Origin of the sequence: Mesorhizobium hawassense (assembly GCF_003289945.1) — a bacterium.
GTDB lineage: Bacteria > Pseudomonadota > Alphaproteobacteria > Rhizobiales > Rhizobiaceae > Mesorhizobium > Mesorhizobium hawassense.
In genome coordinates, this window is record NZ_QMBP01000016.1 from 42366 (window position 1) to 61097 (window position 18732).

An 18732-nucleotide genomic window follows, 5' to 3' on the forward strand; every position below is an offset into this window, starting at 1 on the left:
ATGTCGACGCCATCCCTCGCCTTCGACGACCGGCCGCGCACCGACTTCCGGCGCACCGCCTTTGCCGGCTACGCGGCAATCGCGCTTCTCGTCGGCGGCTTCGGCTATTGGGCGGCTCGAGCGCCGCTCGCCGGCGCGGTGATCACGCAGGGCACGATCGCGGCGACCGGCGGCAACATCCTCATCCAGCATCGCGAGGGCGGCATCATCAGGCAGTTGCTGGTGCATGAGGGCGACCGCGTGCGCGAGGGCCAGGAGCTCATCCTGCTCGACCGGACCGCGCCGGAGGCCGATCTCAACCGGCTGACGAGGCAATGGATCGCGCTCAAGGCAAGTGCGGCGCGGCTGGAAGCCGAGCGCGACGGTCTCGCCACGCTGGCGCCGATCGCCGAGCCCGCTCCAGTACCGTTCCGGCAGGACTTCGAAACCCTGATCCGCGAACAGCAGAAGGAGTTCGACGCCAGGCTGGCGCGCTTCCGCACTGAACAGTCGATCCTGGCGCAGCGCGTCGCCATGCATCGCGAGTCCGTCAAAGGCCTGAACGCGCAGAAGGCGGCAATCGAGCAGCAGACCGAGGTGGTGAAGAAGGAGCTCGGCATCAAGACCGATCTTCTGGGCAAGGGCCTCACCAACCGCACCGAGTATTCGCAGCTCTTGCGCTCGGAGGCCGACCTGGTCGGCCAGGCCGGAGCGATCGAGGCGTACCTCGCCTCGGCCAACACGCAGATCGTGGAGGCGCAGGCGCAGACCGAACGCGCCACCACCCAGCGCGTCGAGGAAGCGCTGACCAAGCTCGACGACGTGCGCACCAACCTCGCCGACATCGAGGAGCAGATGCGCGCGGCGCAAGCGGTGCTCGAGCGCACGACGATCACCGCGCCTGCGGCGGGCGTCGTCGTCTCCTCGATCTACAACTCGCAAGGCAGCGTGGTCGCGCCCGGTGAAAAGATCATGGAGATCCTGCCCACGTCATCGGGCCTGGTGGTGGACGCCAAGCTCAAGCCGAAGGACATCGACGCGGTGCATGTCGGTCAGCCGGCAAAGCTACGTCTCTCGGCGCTCAACACGCGGCTCACGCCGGAAGTCCCGGCCACGGTGAGCGAGATCTCCGCCGACCGGCTGATCGACCAAGCCACCCACGAACCCTATTTCCGCGCCAAGCTGAAGATCGCCGATCCCCTGCCCCCCGGCGTGAAAGCCGAACAGCTCTATCCCGGCACCCCGGTCGACGCCTTCATCGCCACCGGCGACCGGACCTTCTTCGAGTATCTGGTGCGCCCGATGATGGACTCGTTCGCGCGGGCGTTCAGGGAGCGGTAGGGGTTTTGCGCCCATTCGCGTAGCCGTATTTCGGGCGGCCAGTCCGTCTTTGTCGCATCGGCGTGGGAACGGCCGAATACCGCGATTTCCACGGCAATTTCGACGCCCGCTCCAACGCTGGCTCCCCCGGTCGTAAGCCACAAGTCCCGCCATCGACGACGCGAAATGGTCGCGCCGCAATGGATGGAGACGACGATGACGACTTTGGAACACAGCGCCTATGACACTGGCCGCGCGGGCTTCGGCCCGATCGGCTTTGCCGGCCGCGCGCTCAGGCTTTTCAATCATGCGATGAGGACGCGCAGCGATCGCGCCGCCTTGCGGGCCATGCCCGACCATCTGCTCAAGGACATGGGCATCACCCGTTCGGGAATCGACTACTACACCTCGGTGCGCTACGCCACGCCCGATACCGACGTGACGGACATCCGCACCATCGGATGACCGCCGATGGCGATCGCGGCCACGCCGTCGACAAGCCCCGCGCGCCTCCCAAGGCCCGGGGTTTTTTCGTTCCGGCGCATTCGGCTCAGGCGCTGGGCCAGCCGTTTCAAACGATACGTCCAACGCCATTTCCACGGTCGGCGTATGAAAAATTCCACGCTCGCATCCACTCTCGTTCAAACGTTCGACCGGCAAACAAAGCGGGTCACGGCAACCAAGCCGCAAAACCAACCTTGGAGATGAAGATGCAACCCAACACCAAACCTGCACGGCTTCCGCTCAATGGCGTCGACACGCCGAACCTGATGGCGACGATCAATTTCGTCGCCGGGCAGCCGGAGCTCGCCAAGTTCCAGTTCCGCGCCCACAATGAGTGGATCGAAGGCACGCACAGCAAGACCGTCATGAACGGCTTCTTCGGCGCCGGCAACGAGCAGAAGCACGATAAGCCGCATTATGCCGACGCCGATCATCCGGCAATCTTGTGCGGCTCCGACAATGCGCCGACCCCGGTCGAGTGGCTGCTGCACGGGCTGGCGGGCTGCCTGATGGCGGGCGTCGCCAACATCGCCGCCGCGCGCGGCATCAAGCTCAGCAGGGTGAAATGCTCGGTCGACGGCGACATCGACCTGCGTGGCATCCTCGGCATTTCCGACGAGGCCCGCAACGGCTTCCAGAACATCCAGGTGTCGTTCGAAATCGAAGGCGATGCGCCGGCCGAGAAGCTCCAGCAACTGGTCGAGCAGTCGCGCAGCCGCTCGGCCGTCTTCGACGTGCTGACCAAGGGTGTGCCGGTCACCGTCGGCATCAAGACCATCCAGTAGGCCGCTGGCGGTCCGGATCAGATCCGGGCCGCCTCCTTCTCCCACACGGAACAGAACCATGAGACGCGCGGACGTCGTCATCATCGGCGCGGGCCAGGCCGGCCTTGCGCTCAGCCATTGCCTCGGCCAGGCCGGCATCGACCATGTCGTGCTGGAGCGCGGCCGCATCGGCGAGCGCTGGCGCTCGCAGAGCTGGCGCTCGCTGCGGCTCTTGACGCCCAACTGGCTGAACGCCCTGCCCGGCTCGCCCTACAAGGGCGGCGACCCCGACGGCTTCATGAGCAAAGCGGCGTTCGTGGAAAGCCTGGAGCGCTATGCCTGGCAATGGCATGCGCCGGTCGAGACCAATATCGAGGTCATTTCCGCCAAGCGGACCGCCGACGGCTTTGCCTTGCGCGCCAACACCGGCGACTGGGCGGCGCGCGCGGTCGTCGTCGCGACGGGACATTGCGACCGGCCGGTCATCCCGTTTGGGGCCGAAACCATTCGCGCACCGCTCAGTATTCACGCCTCGCAATATCGCTCACCCGGCGAGCTGCCGGGCGGCGGCGTGCTGGTCGTCGGCGCCTCGTCCTCCGGCGTGCAGATCGCCGACGAGCTCGCCCGCGCCGGGCGGCGCGTCGTGCTTTCTGTCGGCAAGCATACGCGGCTGCCCAGAACATGGCGCGGCCAGGATATCTTCTTCTGGCTCAGCGCAATGGGCCTGATGGCGCAGCGCCAGGAAGACCTCGCCAACCCGGAAGCCGCACGGCGCCAGCCTTCGCTGCAGCTCGCCGGCCGGCCGGACAGGGCCGATGTCGACCTCGCCACGCTGCAGGCGCTCGGCGTGCAACTGGCCGGGCGGGTGCGCGGCGTCGGCGACCGCGAGATCGCCTTCGCCGGCGATCTCGGCCAGCACATCGCGGCGGCGGAAGCGAAGCAGGCGCGCCTGCTCGACCAGATCGACCGTTTCACAGGCATGACGACGCCGTACCGGCCCGAGCCGGTGGCGGTGCCGGCGGCCGGCATGGAGCGGCTGCCGCTGAGCGCGATCCGCACCATCATCTGGGCGACCGGTTATGCGCGCTCGTTCGACTGGCTGGAGCCGCTGGCGCTCGGCGCCGATGGCGAGCTGGCGCATCAGGGCGGCGTCACCAGCGTGCCCGGCCTCTACGCGCTCGGCTTCCGCTTCCTGCGCAAGCGCGATTCCAACTTCATAGGCGGTGTCGGCGCGGACGCGGAAGCGATCGCCGGCGAAGTTTCGCGTCATCTCGAACGCAGCGGTCGCAAGGCGGCCTGAGGATCATGACCATGGCAAGCAACCCGATTCCCCTCATGGCCGCGCCCAGGCGCGGCCATTACGACGCCATCATCGTCGGCGCGCGCTGCGCGGGTGCCGCGACCGCGATGCTGCTCGCCCGCGCCGGCCTCGAGGTGCTGGCGATCGATCGCAAGCCCTATGGCTCCGACACGCTGTCGACGCATGCGCTGATGCGGCCCGCCGTGCTGCAATTGTGGCGCTGGGGCCTGCTCGAGCCGCTGCTCGAGGCCGGCACGCCGCTCGTCGAGACGACGACCTTCCACTATGGCGAGGAGGAGATCACCATCCCGCTCGTCTCCGGCTCGGACCTTCCCGGCCTGATCGCGCCACGGCGCACGGTGCTCGACCGTATCCTTGTCGACGCGGCGCGCAAGGCCGGCGCGGAGATCCTGCACGAAATGGCGGTCAGCGACCTCTTCGCCGACACGCACGGCCGCGTGCGCGGCATCGAAATCCGCGCCGCCGGCCGCGCAGCGCTGCGGGTCAGCGCCGATATCGTGATCGGCGCCGACGGCATCGGCTCGCTGGTGGCGAAATGCGTCGACGCCCAGCTTCTGCGGCGCGGCGCCGTGTCGGCCGCCCATGTCTATGGCTACGCGCCGGTCGAGCCAGGCGAAGGGTACCACTGGTATTTCCGCGACGGCATCGCGGGCTCGTTCATCCCGACCAATGACGGCCTCGCCTGCATCGTCGCCTCGGTGCCGACGGGCCTGTTCGACCAGCGCTTCCGCCTCGGCCACGCGCGGGCCCGCATGGATGTGCTCGAGGCGCTGTCGCCGGCGCTGGCCGCGCAGGCGGCGCGCGCGCCGAAGGATGCCCGCCTGCAGGCCTTCCGGGGCGTGCTGGGCTATATCCGCCAGGCGCACGGTCCTGGCTGGGCGCTGGTGGGCGACGCCGGCTTCTTCCGCGACCCGATCACCTCGCACGGCATTTCCGATGCGCTGCGTGACGCCGAGAGCCTGGCGCGCGCCATCCTCGGCGGCTCGGACGCGGCATTCGCGGTCTGGCAGCAGCATCGCGACCTGATCGCCAACCAGATCCTCGACATCACCGACGCCGTCGCCGGCTTCGACTGGACGCTCGACGACATCGGCGAACGGCATCGCCGCTTCAGCGCCGTGCTGAAGGCCGAGGTGCAGGCGCTGGCCGGCCAGCCGATGCCGGCCCGCCGCGCGGCCAAGTCGAAACCCGCGACCTATCGGGCGCCGGCCAACCAGGACAAGCCGCCGGCCGATCTTTCCCGCAACCGAACCGGAGCAAGACCATGACTTTGCAGTTGAGGAAGGATGGACATCTGATGCAGGACGGCTGGGTCGGCGTCATCAAGGGCCGGCCGCAGGTGGGCGCGTTCGCCGAGCGTTCGCGGCGCACGCAGCCACAGGATATCGACGCCTTCGCCGAGATGACCGGCGACCGCAACCCGCTGCACTACGACAAGGCGCTGGCCGAGGCTTCGGTGTTCGGCAAGCTGATCGTGCAGGGCGGCGTCACCTCCGGCATCCTGAACGCGGTGGTGGCGGAAGACCTCCCCGGCCCCGGCTCGGTGTTCCTCGAAGTGTCGTGGAAATTCGTCAAGGCGGTCGGCGTCGGCGAATTGATCACCGGCCGCGTCGAGGTCAAGGAGGTGCGCGCCGACAAGCCGATCACCAAGCTGGAGACATCGGTGCGCAACCAAGCCGGCGAGCTTTGCCTGACCGGCACCGCGACGGTGTTCACCGTGCCGCTGGCCAGGGGCTGAGGATTTCTCGGCGCCTTGGTTACGCGCGCGCCGTCTCGGCGATGAAGGCGCGGACATGGTCTATGAACTCCTCGAAGGCGGGCTCGCCTTCGAGGAGGATGTGGTTCTGGCTCTCGAGTTCGATGAAGCGGGCGCCCGGAATGCCGGCCGCCATGGTGCGCCCGGATTCGACGGGCGCGACGTTGTCGTCGCGCGCGTGCAGCACCAGCGTCGGCACGCTCACCTTCTCCAGCAAGTCGCTGACGTCGATCACCGAAAAGGAGTTCTGAAGGCGCCAGGCATCGTCGGGCGAGACGGTGCGCAGCATCAGATCATCCATCCAGGCGAAATGCTCGTGCGTGGCGCCGGGGATGAACATGGAGCAGAAGGCCTGGCGGAACATCGGGTTCGGCTTGCCCCAGTTCTCCCGCATCAGCGTCGCGGCGGCCTCGCGCGTCGCGATCTCGCCGGCATCGCCGCGCGCGCGCCAGCCTTTGACGTAACCGCCATAGAGGATCATGCCCGAGACGCGCTCGGGATGGCGGATGGCATAGGCGATGGAAACCGCGCAGCTTTGCGACAGGCCGAGCAAGGTGAAGCGGTCTAGCCCCGCTGCCTCGACCACGCATTCGAGGTCCGACAACATGGTCTCGAAAGAGATATCGACGACGTGCCGCTGCGACAGGCCGTTGCAGCGCTCGTCATAGCGCACAAGCCGGTTCCGGCGCGACAGTTCCCGCATCCAGTGCCGCCAGATCGGGCTGTCCCAGTCGAAGGTGAGATGCGACATCCAGTGCGCGGCGCGCAGGATCGCCGGGCCGCTGCCGGTGCTGGCATGAGCGAGCCTGGTGCCGTCGAGAGCCCGGCAGAATTGCACGGCACGGCCGGGATCCTGCGCCGACGCGGCGGGTTTCGGCGGCGCCTGCGCTGGCGTTGGCGAAGCAGGCTGCGGCGCCCGGCCGGTGGCCCGAGCGGTGACAGAGCGGACCTTTTCCTCCAGCGCCTCAGTCTCGGCGGCGAGCCTATCATCGTCGGGCACGAGGCGGCGCAGGCGCTGGGCGAAGGGCAGCGCCCGTCGCGGCTGGTCCGCCAGACGCTCGACCAGCTCGCGCAGGATGCCGAGCTCGACGATCTCCACTTCGCTGGCGATCGCCTGCCGCCATGCCTCGTACTCGAAGCAGCGCTCGAGCGAGAGGTCGGCGAGAAAGCCTCCGCGGATCGAGGCCAGGACGGCTTCGAACTCCTCGATCGGGAGGGACGAAAGGTCGGCCTTCACCAACGGCGCCAGGCGCGCATAGTCCGTCTCGATCTCGAGCGCGACGGCGTTGCGATCGGCGACGAGGGCGGATTCGTCGGCGCCCAGCACCTGGCGGATCTTGGACAGGCTCCAGCGCAAGGCGCCGCGCGGATCGTCGGGAATGTCCCAGAATATCTCGCACAGCCGCTCGCGCTGGTGCTGTCTGGCGGTGACGGCGAGGTAAGCGAGCAGCGCCCGCGTCTTGCGCGACGGCGGCAGGTCGAGCGGCTTGCCGTCGCGCGTCACCTGAAAATCGCCAAGCACGCGCAGTTCCAGCACTCCGATGTGCGGACTGTCGTTCATGCGTCCACGCGCTTGTCGATCGCCATGATCCCCCTTCGGTCCTGGCCGGCGCTCCGAAGGGCAGCCAATAGCAAAATCGGCTAATTTAGGAAAGCTTGGTGCCTTGGGGGCAGTGGGTCAGTTTGAAATTCCGACCGATCACAATAGCGGTTTCTCGGACATCGTTGCGCCGATCGAGGCGTAGGAAGCCGAGAAGCCTTTGGTGCGCGGCCCCCAACAAAAATGGCGCGGCTACTTGAGCCTTTTGGCCCGTCAGTCATAGGGTACTCGGTCCAGATTGAGCGGTTGCGGATGCGCGCCTAGATTGCGGTCGCGGGAGGAAAGTTGCCACCTTAAACCCGCATTGGCCGGTGCCGCATAAAACCCTCAAGAAGAACCCCGTGCGCACCGGCCAGCCGGCGGGCTTGAATATGACGCCGGCTTTCGGCAATTGTCGTCGCCTCCGAACGGGTGAACGATGAAGCCTAAAGACAAGGCAGCGCCTTTCGTGCCGACCGAAATCCATGTCTTGACGGTCGAGGACGCGAAAGGCGCGTTCGGTATTCTGTCGATCAAAACCACGGAAGGAATCGTGGAGGTTGCGCTCGATCGAGAGTCCGCCGACGCCATGGTCCATGCCATCGAAGCCATACGATCCAAGCTGGACTAACGCACCTTAGGTGCCAGGCTCCATCTTGGAACGGATCGTGCCAATGGCCTTCACGATGGCATCCGCGGCTTCGCCGTCGAGAGCGATATCGAACAGGCCTTCGGTTGTCCGGACCGTTAGGACGAGAAGAGCACCGTTTTCGTCATCAACCGTCCCGACATGAACTTCCGTCGGCACGAATGGCGCAGTCTGGTACATGGGCTTGTCGTTACCTGTTCACAGGTAAGCTAGCCGCTTTTGATGACGGTTTCATGAGCGCGGCTAAGCTGGCGACTAGGAAGCGCGGCCGGACGACGCCTCATTCGGCCATATCTGCTCGTCGCCGCGCATGAGCCTATAGCTCTCGTCCAAGCTGGGCGTGATCGCCAGAGCTTCCTTGGCCGAATGGAAGGTCGCTATGGTCGTGGCGCTGCCATCAACCACGCGCTGCAACCGGTAGGCTTCCCGGTACGGGCTGTCTTCGTCCACCAATTGTTCCCCACGAATCCGTGAGTTATTAGCAAACATTCATGAAGCTTTCATGAGGCGGTTAAGTTTCAAACAGACCCACTACCGCCTCGGGGGTGGCGAGGCAGTTCGAAACTCCTGCCGTGTCAGGAGTTGGAGTATGAAGTCCTCAGCCCCCTCGAGGCTGACCATTCGCGCGAGCCCGCCGGCGGGCCCTCAAACCGATAGCGGGCTTTTTCATTGCCATCTTAAGATTTGCGCAACGGACGAATATTAGAATCTCCTAATGCGCTTCGCCGTCCTGATGTTCTGCTGGATCGCATTCTTTGGCTGGGATTTAGCCGCCAATGACGGCCAATTCGTCCTCGCGATCGGCACTCGGCTTATGCATCTCGTCAGCATGACGGGGCTTATTTGACCCGGCCTGACTGTTCGATGAAACTCGTTTTGGGCCACTCCTGATGGACGGCAGTGGCCAGCCTCAGACAGTTCCTGTCTCTAGACCCGTCAATAGGCGTAGCCAGCCTCAGGCGCGTCACACCGCAGTGAAACGCAGACCTGTCAACTTGTTTGAGTCGTATATCTCCTTGAAGTTATCCGACACTATTACATGAAATCTCGTGCCAGGATTATCATTCAACCGAAATATATCAAAGTCGGTGAAAAATCCTTCCGCTAGCTTCAATTCATACATGCGCCAGACATCTCCGTCGTCAAACGTATCATATGACGATCTCTCAAAATCGAATCCGGAAACTTCTTCCATTGGAACATATATCTGCAAGTCGTACTTATCGGTTCGCGCCGTATACAAGGCGTGCCGGCCGCTTAGAATAGAGGGGCCAAAAAGATCGAACACCTCACGCTTGGCAAACAAGACGCCAAGCTGGAAGGTCGGCACGAAATCTCCAATGGGGAGAGGACGCTCGTCGTCAAAGATGAATTGTAATTTCCTTGGATCGATCTTCCGCGCACCTTCCATCTCGAGAAAATCCTGCGACCCATAGTCATTCCCGTCATCGGCAAGGATGGCGAAATTTCTAGCATCTTGTTCCACGCGCCAATACTTCATCGTAGTCGTTCACACCTTTGCCAGAGCCGCTCTCGGCTTGATCACCGTCGCCAGCACGACGCCGACGACGATGAAGGCCGCGCCGATCAGGTCGTAGTCGTGCAGGCTTTCGTCGAGCAGCAGATAGGCGAGGATGGCGACGAACAAGGTCTGCAGATAGAGCAGCATGCTTGCCCGGCTGGCGCCCAGCGTCTCGACGCTCTTGTTGTAGAGATAATACATCAGCGCGCCGCCGGGGCCGGCCAGGTAGGCGAGCGCCAGCAGGCCGTTGCCGTTCAGGGCGGAGCGTTCGTCGTTGACGATTTCCCACAGGTGAAACGGCAGCGCCACCAGCGCGCCGGCGCCGAGCAGCAGCACGACCAGCGGCAGCAGTTCGAGGCCGAATTTGGAGCGGCGCAGCAGCACCGTGTAGAGCGCCCAGCAGAAGGCGCTGCCGACGATCCACAATTCGCCGAGATTGAAGCGCAGCCGCACCAGCGCCTCGATATTACCATGCGCGACGATGACCAGCATGCCGGCCAGTGCCGCAACCGCGCCGAGCGCCTTCCAGAGGCCGAGCGGCTCGCCAAGCACCAGGCGCGCCAGCACCATGGTCATGATCGGCGACATCGCCATGATGATGCCGGCCGTGGTCGCGTCGGTGTCGTTCAGGCCGCGATAGATCATGCCCTGGCAGAGCGTCAGGCCGATGGCGCCGACGGCGGCGATCTCCAGCGGCCGCGATTTGAGCAGCGCAATCATCGCGCCGTGATGGCGGTGCACGATCGGCAACAGGATGGCGCAGGCGAGCAGGAGCCGCCAGAAGCACAGCCCCCAGGGCGGCATTTCCGGCGCCACCCATTTGGCCGCGATATAGACGCCCGCCGACAGCAGCCAGCACAGCACGGCGGTGGGATAGCCGCCAAGCGAAGGTATCGAGATCGCGGCAGGTTGCTCCGCCGGATGCGCTATCGGTATCGCCTGCATCGCATGCCCCCCGTTCGATGAACGTCAGCTCAGCAGCAGTCTACCTCACAAAGGGAATGTTCCATATGGCCCGCGATGGCAGGTGATCGGGTGGATCAGTGCGGCGTTTCGCTGGCCGGATGAAGCAGGTCCCAGGCCGAGCCGACGCGGCCATCGAGCTGCGAAGCAAAGATTTCGGCCTCGACGTCTTCGAGGCCGTCGTCGACGAGCGCCTCGATGCTTCGCCGCAGCAGCGCGAGTTGCATCTCCCGCGCATGGATCTTGTCGGTTTCCCGCATGATGGCCGTGACGTGATAGGCGACGACGGGCTGGCCGAGGCAGGACAGGAGCGCGCCCGACCCTGCCGTCGCCGCGGTGACTGCTTCCTCGATATTCATTCCGGCGCTCCTCATCAAAAAGATGCTGGGCGCCTCCCCGGCAGATGGCGACGGTACCCGCCGCTTCTTTTCTCATTTCGGCGGTCGCGAGGTCATCGCTCGCGGCCAAAATCAGTATCCTCCAGACCCGTATTAAAAGCGACCGCATAGTTAATTGATGGTTAACAACAAGGGTCGCATCTTAGGCACCCGAGCCGCCCGGCCGAACCACCCGCTGGTCCTACCAATTTTAGTAAAATCTGATATAAGGCTCCACTCGTCGAGTTGAGAGTAACGCGTATGAGTGACAAGTCGGAGTTCCCGGACAGGGACGTCGAGTATCTCAAACAGCGTCGCCAGGTGGGCTTTCAGGGCCGCGGCGGCCGGGTTCCCAAGGTCGAGTGCATCCGTTGCGGCCAGCCCTTCGACCCAATACCGGCAGCCGCAAGCCATCTTGGCCTTTGCGACTATTGTTTCGATAAACAATAGTCGGTCACCAACCGGACCGGGAGCGATCTTCCCTGTTCAGTTCCAGGGCTGCGCCTAATTCGGCAGCCCGGTGGCTGCCGAGCCCGCCGGCAGTCATGCCTTCGCAGCCCCGTTCGCGGCGCGGCTCGGATGCCTGAGATTCGTCGGCGTGATGCCGGTGTGCTGGCGAAAGACGCGGCTGAAATGGCCGGCATTCTCGAAGCCGCAGCGATAGGCGATGTCGCCGATGGCGAGGTCGCTGCCTTCCAGCAGCGACTTGGCGTAGTGCACCCTGAGCGCCAGATAGGCGGCCATCGGGCTGGTGCCTAGCTCGGTGGCGAAGAGGCGCTCGAGCTGGCGGCGCGAGCAGTTGAGGCGGCTGGCGATCTCGGTGACCGAGACCTTCTCCTGCAGATTGCTCTCCATCAGGAGCAGCGCGCGCTTCACCGCGCGGCTCGCGGCTTCGGGAAACAGATCGCCGACCGGCTGCACGTCGCTGATGTTGCGGATGCGATCGAGCACGAGGATTTTCGCCGCCTTCTCCGCCGCCTTCTGGCCGATGAACTGCGAGACGAAATAGCCGGCGAGATCGGCGGCGCCGGTGCCGCCGGCGCAGGTGGCGCGGCCGCGATCGACGGAATAGAGGCTGTCGGCATGGGCGTTGACATCGGGGAACTCGGCGCGGAAATCCTTGATGTGGAACCAGCTGACGGCGGCGCTGTAGCCGTCGAGCAGGCCGTAGCGGGCCAGCACGAAGCTGCCGGTGCAGAGCGCGGTGAGCGGCACGCCCTTCTCGGCGGCGCGCATCAGGAACGCCTCCTTCTCCGAGCTCAGGACGCGGTTGGTGTCGAGCAGGCCGCCGACCACGACGACATTGTCGAAATCCTCGGGATTGCCGATCGCCTTGGTCGGCAGCAATTCGACGCCGCAGCTGGCGCGGATCGGCAGACCGCGCTCGCCGACGATCTGCCAGTCGAACTCGACCCGGCGGCTGCGGTCGCCCTCGTCGCCGGCCAGCCGCAGCGTGTCGATGAACAGCGACAGCGGCGAGAGCGTGAAATCGCGCACCAACAGAAATGCGAATTTTTTGGCCATTCGTTTGCGGAACCGCCCCCTCTTTTTCAGCCAGGAGCTATCCTGAAGCACCGGCCGCAACGTTTATCAATCGGCAAGCGGACTGGATAGCGTGGCCTTGAATGGCGCCTTTTGCCGGTGCATGGTTCCTGCGCACCTTGATGGCTGCCGCGGATCGCGTCGGCATGCAGCCGCCTTCCCGGCCTTCATCGAAACGACGGAAGCCGACAGACGATGACGACCATCCATGAATTCACCGTGTCGGAGGGGCAGGAGTGGGTGCTGCCGGTCGACGACAGCGCTTACGAGGAATTCTTCAGCCTCGACGGGCGCTCGCTGGAAGGCTGGGATCCGCCGGTGATGCGGCGCGTCGAGGAGGGCGAGCGGCTCTATTCGGATTTCCCGTGGCTCAGCGAGCATGCGCCGCTTTTGCGCCAGCCGGCCGTCGAGGCGCTGGCGGCAGCGCTGCGCCCCCATGGCGAGTTGGTCCCGCTGCGCGGCGAGAAGGTCTGGTTGCTCAACGTCACCAGGGTGATCGACGCGCTGGACGAGGCGCGATCGCAAATCGTGCGGTTCGAGGACGGCGACATGCTGGCGATCGAGCGATACGCGTTCGATGCCGGCAAGATCGGCAGCGCGGAAGTGTTCAAGCTGCCGATGCGAGCCTCGCCGGTGTTCGTCAATGACATGTTCGTCGAGCGGGTGCGCAGGGCCGGGCTGCGCAACGTGTCGTTCAGGCCGCTTTGGACATCCGACGCGGCAGGTTGATGCCTCGCTCGACGCAGACGGGGGCGCGGATGACAGACCGGCCGGGAGCCGCTTGGAGCGCGGCCGGCAGGCGTGGTATCGCAATGCCGGGAGGCGGCGATGCGTGTGATTTTCCGATGCGATCCGATGCTGGCCGAGCATTTGCCGCGCCCGGTGCCGGCGCGCGGCGTGCTGCCGGACTGGCTGCGCGCGATGCCCGCCACCGCCTTTTCGGCCATCCACGGCCGCGACATCCGCACGCTCAAGCAATGCCCGCCGGTGGTCGACGCGATGACCTATGGCTTCATGATCCTGCTGCCCTGCGACGTCATTGTCGACCGGGGCAGGTTTTCCTGGGACTGGAAGATCCCGGAACCCGCCACCGGGAACCACCCGCGCGCGCCGCTGAGCTTCCACACGCCGGGGCAGCTTGCCGGCAGCCCCTTCGCCGTGCCCGGCCAGGCCGCGCTCAAATTCAACAGTTTCTGGACCATCGAGGTCGAGGATGGCTGGTCGCTCTACGCGACGCATCCGGTCAACCGCGAGGACCTTCCCTTCAGGCTGGTGACGGGCCTGGTGGATTCGGACCGGTTCAGCGATGGCGGCATCAATTTCCCGGCGATCTGGAAGCAGCCCGAATTCTCCGGCGTGCTCGGCAAGGGAACTCCGGTCGCGCAATGCTTCGCGGTTCCGCGCGCAGCCCCGCAACTGGAATTCGAGGTGTTCGACGACAAACGCCAGGCCGCCTATGCGCAAACGGTCGCGGACGTCCTGTCAACGCCGGGCGTCTACCGCAAGCGGTTCCGCGCCAGGCGCGGACGCTCCACGAGCTAGCAATCGGCGCAGCGCATCCTCATCGAGCCATAGCCCGCCGCTTGGCGCCGAGGTAAGCGCCATGGCGATGATGCCGAAGGTGGACGGGCTGAGCCGGTAGGCTTGCGAATAGGCCGCCATCGCCGCGTCGAGATCGCCCGTCTCCTGCAGGACGACGCCCAGATTGACCGCGGCTTCCGCGGCATCCGGGCTCATCGCCAGCACATGCCGGTAGGCTTCGGCGGCGGCTTCGAACCTGCGCATGTCCTGGCGCACCAGGCCGAGGTCGAACCATTGCGCCGGATGTCCGCCGCCGGCGACGGCGCGTTCGAGGAAGCCTTCCGCCTCGGCGGGCGCGCTGCGTTGCCACGCCAGGCGTCCGAGGCGCGCCATCGCTTCCACGGATTTCGGATCGCCCTGCAGGACCCGTGTCCAGGCTGCCTCTGCCGCCGTGGCGTCGCCCGCCTGATCGAAAATACGCGCCCGCTCGAGGTGGATTTCCACCCGGGACGACTGGCTTGCAGCGCGATCGAGCACCTGCAGCGCCGCTTCGAACCGGCCTTCGGCACGGGCGATCCTGCCTGCCAGGATCAGGGCGGCAACATTGTCCGGACGCGCGGCGAGGCTCGCCTCGATGCGCGCCCGGGCCGCCGGCAGGTCCGCTTTGGCGAACGACACGGCCGCCAGAAGATGGCAAAGTGCGGCATCGCCCGGGTGCCGCTTCAGGCCGAGCTCGCACAGCGCCATCGCTTGGGCATGGTCGCCGGAATTGAAGGCGGCGACCGCCCGGCGGACCAGATCCTCGCTGCCAACCTGGCCGGTGCTGGTCACGGATTTCAAAGCTCCCTCCATGGTGGCGCGGCCGGCGCAGACGAGTGATCCCGACGCCCTGGCCCGGCCGCTGGGCGCATCTGGAACATCGCTGTGGCCCAACCGGGACATGCACGAACGGGATGGCCATTATAAACAGACACTTTATAACGGGCGATCTGATTATGACCACCAAGGGGAGACGATGCGTTACATACGTCCGCTTTCAATCGAAGATGCCGTTGGCGAGCTCGCCAAGGCGGTAGGCCCGGCAGCGATCCTGGCCGGGGGCAGCGACCTCCTGGTGAGGATGAAGGGTGGCTTCATCGAGCCCGAGCTGATCGTCGACATCAAGGCCATCGGCGGCCTGGCCGACATCAGCGAAACGGCTGACGGCTTCCGCATCGGCGCCGCCGTGCCCTGCGCGGTGCTGGGCGAGCACAAGGCGCTCAAGCAGGCGTGGCCGGGCGTGGTCGAGGCGGCAAACCTGATCGGCTCCAAGCAGGTGCAGGGCCGCTGCACCATCACCGGCAATCTGTGCAACGCCTCGCCCGCCGCCGACAGCGTGCCGGCGCTGGTGGCGGCCGGCGCCAAGGCGGTGGTCGCCGGGCCTTCGGGCAAGCGCACCATTGCCGTCGAGAGCGTGCCGACCGCACCGGGCCGTACCTCTTTGGCCAAGGGCGAGATCATCGAGGCGATCCTGCTCGACAAGCGTCCCGTGCATGCGGGCGACGCCTATCTGCGCTTCATTCCGCGCACCGAGATGGACATCGCGGTGGTCAGCGCCGGCGTCAACCTGACGCTGGACGATCATGGCGCGATCAAGACCGCGCGCGTGGCGCTGGGCGCCGCCGCGCCCACCGTGCTTCTGGTCAAGGAAGCGGGCCAGGTGCTGATCGGTTCGAAGCTCGACGAAGCGACGCTGGAGCGGCTGGCGAAAATCTGCGCCGGCGCCTGCCGGCCGATCGACGACAAGCGCGGCACCATCGAATTCAGACGAAAAGTCGCGGGCGTGCTGGCGCAAAGGGCCGCCGCCATCGCCTACAAGCGTGCGGGAGGCAAATAATGGCCGGTGTAGCTGTATCAACCACGATCAACGGCGACGCCGTCGAATATCTCTGCCAGCCCGACGAGACGCTGCTGGAAGTGCTGCGCGACCGGCTGGGGCTGACCGGCGCCAAGGAAGGCTGCGGCACCGGCGACTGCGGCGCCTGCAGCGTCATCGTCGACGGCAGGCTGGTCTGCTCCTGCCTGGTGCTGGGCGCGGAAGCCGAAGGGCGCAAGGTCGAGACCATCGAAGGCATGGCGCATGGCGACCAGCTGCACCCGCTGCAGCAGAAGTTCATCGAGCATGCGGCGCTGCAATGCGGCATCTGCACGCCCGGCTTCCTGATCGCGGCGAAGGACCTCCTGGAGAAGAACCCCTCGCCCACCGAGGAGGAAATCCGCTTCGGCCTCGCGGGGAACCTGTGCCGCTGCACCGGCTATGACAAGATCGTGCGCGCCGTCCAGGACGCCGCCGCCGTGATGAAGGGAGCGTAATCCATGAATTTCGATCCGCGCTTTACCGGACGCAAATTCTCCTCGGTCGGCACCCGGCCGCTGCGCCCCGACGGCATCGACAAGGTGACCGGACGCGCGCGCTACGGCGCCGACTTCAACATGGCCGGCCAGTTGGTCGGCCGCGTGCTCAGAAGCCCGCACGCGCATGCGGTGATCAAGAGCATCGACACCTCCAAGGCGGAAAAGCTCGCCGGCGTGAAGGCGGTGATCACGGCCAAGGACCTGCCGGACCTCACCGACGGCGATGCCGCCATGTACGACATCCTCGACAATTCGATGGCGCGCACCAAGGCGCTCTATGACGGCCATGCGGTGGCGGCGGTGGCGGCGATCGATGCCCGTATCGCCCGCCAGGCGCTGAAGCTGATCGAGGTCGACTATGAGGTGCTGCCGCATGTCACCGATGTCGACGAGGCGATGAACCATCACGCGCCGCTGATCAACGACGCCATCTTCACCGAAGGCCTCGAGGAAAAGCCGGTCAAGGCCTCCAACGTCACCAAGCGCACGCAGTTCGGCCATGGCGACGTGCACAAGGGCTTCGCCCAGGCCGATTTCATCGTTGAGCGCTCGTTCAAGACCGAGCAGACGCATCAGGGCTATATCGAGCCGCATGCCTGCGTGGCGAGCGTCAACCCGGACGGCACGGCCGATTTGTGGGTCTGCACGCAAGGGCATTTCGTCTACCGCCAGCACTGCGCCCAGCTGCTTGGGCTCGAAGCCTCGAAGCTGCGCGTCACCTCGTCGGAGATCGGCGGCGGTTTCGGCGGCAAGACCCATGTCTGGGCCGAGCCGGTGGCGCTGGCGCTGTCGCGCAAGGCCGGGCGGCCGGTGAAGCTGGTGATGACCCGCGACGAGGTTTTTCGCGCGTCGGGTCCGACCAGCGCCACCTCGATCGACGTCAAGATCGGTGCGACGAAGGACGGCACCATCACCGCCGCGGAAGCGACGCTGCGCTACAGCTGCGGCCCCTACCCCGGCTCCTGGGCCGAGATCGGCGCGATGACGGCGTTCGCCTGCTACAATCTCGAAAACGTCAAGACGGTCGGCTTCGAAGTGCTGGTCAACCGGCCCAAGACCGCGGCCTATCGCGCGCCGTCGGCGCCGATGGCGGCCTTCGCGGTGGAAAGCGCCGTCGATGAGCTCGCCCACGAGCTCGGCATGAACGCGGTGGACTTCCGCATCAAGAACGCCGCGCAGGAAGGCACCCGCGCCTCCTACGGCCCGGTTTACGGGCCGATCGGCATCGGCCCGACGCTGGAAGCGGTGAAGAACCATCCGCACATGAAGGCGCCGCTCAAGGCGAACCAGGGGCGCGGCATGGCCTGCGGCTTCTGGTTCAATTTCGGCGGCCAGACCTGCGTGGACCTCAACATCGGCATGGACGGCTCGGTGTCGCTGGCCGTCGGCACGGTCGACGTCGGCGGGTCCCGCGCGTCGCTGTCGCTGGTTGCGGCGGAAGAGCTCGGCATCGACTATTCCCAGCTCAAGGCGATCGTCGCCGACACGTCCTCGCTCGGCTACAACGACATGACCGACGGCAGCCGCGGCACCTTCTCGTCTTCGATGGCGACGATCTCGGCCGCGCGCAACGCGATCAAAATCCTGCGCGACCGCGCGGCGCAGATGTGGGACATCCCGGTGGACGACGTCGTCTGGGAAAAGGGCCACGCCATCGCCAAGGGCGAGAAATACGGCAACCTCTCTGCGCTGTCGCTGAAGGACATCGCCGCCAAGTCGGGCACGACCGGCGGGCCGATCGCCGGCCATAGCGAGCTCGTCGCCGACGGCGCCGGCGTCTCCTTCGCCACCCATATCTGCGACATCGAGGTCGACCCCGAGACCGGTGCGACCAGGGTGATCCGCTACACGGTGGTGCAGGATGCCGGCAAGGCGGTGCACCCGACCTATGTCGAGGGCCAGTACCAGGGCGGTGCGGCGCAAGGCATCGGCTGGGCGCTCAACGAGGAGTATATCTACGGCAAGGACGGGCGGCTGCAGAATGCGGGCTTCCTCGACTACCGCATCCCGGTCTGCTCCGACCTGCCGATGATCGACACGCAGATCCTGGAAATCCCCAACCCCAACCACCCCTATGGCGTGCGCGGCGTTGGCGAAACCTCGATCGTGCCGCCGCTGGCGGCGATCGCCAACGCGGTGTCGAACGCGGTCGGCGTGCGCATGACCCACATCCCGATGTCGCCGCCGAGGATTCTCGCGGCGCTCGACGCGGAGCGGGAAGGCTAATGCTGAAAAGCGCGCAGCGTTTTTCAGCTGACATCACCCCCCCGATGAGGATTTGGGGGTAATGGTGGAGGTCACCCTCTGGGGTTCGCTCAGCGCCGTCGCCGGAGGCAAGGCCAGGCACGACATCGAGGCCAAGGACATCAGGGAGCTGTTCCGCAAGCTGGCGGAACAGTATCCCGGAATAGAGCCGTGGATCGATCGCGGGATAGCGGTGGCGATCGACGGGACGATCTATCGCGACACGTGGAGCAAGGAACTGCCGCCGGGGGCGGAGATTTTTCTGCTGCCGAGGCTGGCGGGTGGGTGAGTGTTATG

General features: G+C 65.7%; 22 protein-coding genes. 14 read left to right on the forward strand and 8 right to left on the reverse strand.

Features of this window, described 5'->3' with window-relative positions:
• From DPM33_RS26905 to DPM33_RS26930, 6 genes are all read left to right on the forward strand, one after another.
• A complete protein-coding gene (locus DPM33_RS26905) occupies positions 1 to 1320 on the forward strand; it encodes an HlyD family type I secretion periplasmic adaptor subunit (protein ID WP_112100431.1) in 1320 nt (439 codons plus the stop codon).
• A gap of 195 nt (positions 1321 to 1515) precedes the next feature.
• Positions 1516 to 1764: a DUF1127 domain-containing protein gene (locus DPM33_RS26910; protein WP_167449238.1), complete on the forward strand. Its 249-nt coding sequence runs from the start codon at positions 1516 to 1518 to the stop codon at positions 1762 to 1764.
• 245 nt (positions 1765 to 2009) lie between these two features.
• Positions 2010 to 2588, forward strand: a complete 579-nt coding sequence (locus tag DPM33_RS26915; RefSeq protein ID WP_245442408.1) for an OsmC family protein — start codon at positions 2010 to 2012, stop codon at positions 2586 to 2588.
• A gap of 58 nt (positions 2589 to 2646) precedes the next feature.
• Positions 2647 to 3867, forward strand: coding sequence for a flavin-containing monooxygenase (locus DPM33_RS26920; RefSeq protein ID WP_112100434.1), 1221 nt, complete (start codon positions 2647 to 2649; stop codon positions 3865 to 3867).
• Positions 3868 to 3878: 11 nt separating this feature from the next.
• Positions 3879 to 5156 carry an NAD(P)/FAD-dependent oxidoreductase gene (locus DPM33_RS26925; RefSeq protein WP_167449239.1) on the forward strand — a complete coding sequence of 426 codons (1278 nt, stop codon included), beginning with the start codon at positions 3879 to 3881 and terminating at the stop codon, positions 5154 to 5156.
• Positions 5153 to 5626, forward strand: coding sequence for a MaoC family dehydratase (locus DPM33_RS26930; protein WP_245442409.1), 474 nt, complete (start codon positions 5153 to 5155; stop codon positions 5624 to 5626). The genes DPM33_RS26925 and DPM33_RS26930 overlap by 4 nt, the downstream gene beginning before the upstream one ends.
• A 19-nt stretch (positions 5627 to 5645) precedes the next feature.
• On the opposite strand, the gene DPM33_RS37130 is transcribed toward DPM33_RS26930, so the two are convergent.
• Positions 5646 to 7205, reverse strand: a complete 1560-nt coding sequence (locus DPM33_RS37130; RefSeq protein WP_245442410.1) for a bifunctional AfsR/SARP family transcriptional regulator/alpha/beta hydrolase — start codon at positions 7203 to 7205, stop codon at positions 5646 to 5648.
• A gap of 457 nt (positions 7206 to 7662) precedes the next feature.
• Between DPM33_RS37130 and DPM33_RS26940 the strand changes: the two genes are divergently transcribed.
• Complete coding sequence (locus DPM33_RS26940) at positions 7663 to 7854, forward strand: hypothetical protein (protein ID WP_112100437.1); 192 nt, start codon at positions 7663 to 7665, stop codon at positions 7852 to 7854.
• Positions 7855 to 7860: 6 nt separating this feature from the next.
• Here the strand turns inward: DPM33_RS26940 and DPM33_RS26945 are convergent, their stop codons facing one another.
• The gene (locus tag DPM33_RS26945; protein WP_112100438.1) at positions 7861 to 8052 is read right to left on the reverse strand and encodes a hypothetical protein; all 192 of its coding nucleotides are present in this window, start codon (positions 8050 to 8052) and stop codon (positions 7861 to 7863) included.
• 75 nt (positions 8053 to 8127) lie between these two features.
• Positions 8128 to 8322, reverse strand: coding sequence for a hypothetical protein (locus DPM33_RS26950; protein ID WP_146770331.1), 195 nt, complete (start codon positions 8320 to 8322; stop codon positions 8128 to 8130).
• Between the two features lie 265 nt (positions 8323 to 8587).
• Between DPM33_RS26950 and DPM33_RS37515 the strand changes: the two genes are divergently transcribed.
• Positions 8588 to 8719, forward strand: a complete 132-nt coding sequence (locus tag DPM33_RS37515; protein ID WP_281004823.1) for a hypothetical protein — start codon at positions 8588 to 8590, stop codon at positions 8717 to 8719.
• A gap of 117 nt (positions 8720 to 8836) precedes the next feature.
• Here DPM33_RS37515 and DPM33_RS26955 read toward each other — a convergent pair whose 3' ends face one another.
• From DPM33_RS26955 to DPM33_RS26975, 4 genes are all read right to left on the reverse strand, one after another.
• Positions 8837 to 9373 (reverse strand): imm11 family protein, encoded by a 537-nt coding sequence (locus DPM33_RS26955; RefSeq protein WP_112100440.1) that lies wholly within the window; start codon positions 9371 to 9373, stop codon positions 8837 to 8839.
• 9 nt (positions 9374 to 9382) lie between these two features.
• Positions 9383 to 10339, reverse strand: a complete 957-nt coding sequence (locus tag DPM33_RS26960) for a DMT family transporter (protein WP_112100441.1) — start codon at positions 10337 to 10339, stop codon at positions 9383 to 9385.
• 95 nt (positions 10340 to 10434) lie between these two features.
• The gene (locus DPM33_RS26965) at positions 10435 to 10716 is read right to left on the reverse strand and encodes a hypothetical protein (RefSeq protein ID WP_245442412.1); all 282 of its coding nucleotides are present in this window, start codon (positions 10714 to 10716) and stop codon (positions 10435 to 10437) included.
• Positions 10717 to 11277: 561 nt separating this feature from the next.
• Positions 11278 to 12258 (reverse strand): GlxA family transcriptional regulator, encoded by a 981-nt coding sequence (locus tag DPM33_RS26975; protein WP_112100444.1) that lies wholly within the window; start codon positions 12256 to 12258, stop codon positions 11278 to 11280.
• Between the two features lie 213 nt (positions 12259 to 12471).
• On the opposite strand from DPM33_RS26975, the gene DPM33_RS26980 reads away from it, so the two are divergent.
• A complete protein-coding gene (locus DPM33_RS26980) occupies positions 12472 to 13005 on the forward strand; it encodes an imm11 family protein (RefSeq protein WP_112100445.1) in 534 nt (177 codons plus the stop codon).
• A gap of 99 nt (positions 13006 to 13104) precedes the next feature.
• A complete protein-coding gene (locus tag DPM33_RS26985) occupies positions 13105 to 13818 on the forward strand; it encodes a hypothetical protein (protein ID WP_112100446.1) in 714 nt (237 codons plus the stop codon).
• On the opposite strand, the gene DPM33_RS26990 is transcribed toward DPM33_RS26985, so the two are convergent.
• Positions 13759 to 14628 carry a tetratricopeptide repeat protein gene (locus DPM33_RS26990; protein ID WP_112100530.1) on the reverse strand — a complete coding sequence of 290 codons (870 nt, stop codon included), beginning with the start codon at positions 14626 to 14628 and terminating at the stop codon, positions 13759 to 13761. The two genes, DPM33_RS26985 and DPM33_RS26990, sit on opposite strands and share 60 nt — an antisense overlap.
• A 184-nt stretch (positions 14629 to 14812) precedes the next feature.
• Between DPM33_RS26990 and DPM33_RS26995 the strand changes: the two genes are divergently transcribed.
• The 4 genes from DPM33_RS26995 (at position 14813) to DPM33_RS27010 (ending at position 18724) form a co-directional block, all read left to right on the forward strand.
• A complete protein-coding gene (locus tag DPM33_RS26995; RefSeq protein WP_112100447.1) occupies positions 14813 to 15673 on the forward strand; it encodes an FAD binding domain-containing protein in 861 nt (286 codons plus the stop codon).
• On the forward strand, positions 15673 to 16149 hold the full coding sequence (locus tag DPM33_RS27000) for a (2Fe-2S)-binding protein (RefSeq protein WP_112100448.1): 477 nt from the start codon (positions 15673 to 15675) through the stop codon (positions 16147 to 16149). Before DPM33_RS26995 ends, DPM33_RS27000 begins: the two co-directional genes overlap by 1 nt.
• 3 nt (positions 16150 to 16152) lie before the next feature.
• A complete protein-coding gene (locus DPM33_RS27005) occupies positions 16153 to 18417 on the forward strand; it encodes a xanthine dehydrogenase family protein molybdopterin-binding subunit (protein ID WP_112100449.1) in 2265 nt (754 codons plus the stop codon).
• A 61-nt stretch (positions 18418 to 18478) separates the two neighbouring features.
• Entirely contained in the window at positions 18479 to 18724 is a 246-nt protein-coding gene (locus DPM33_RS27010) for a MoaD/ThiS family protein (RefSeq protein WP_112100450.1), read from the forward strand.
• Positions 18725 to 18732: the final 8 nt, after the last annotated feature.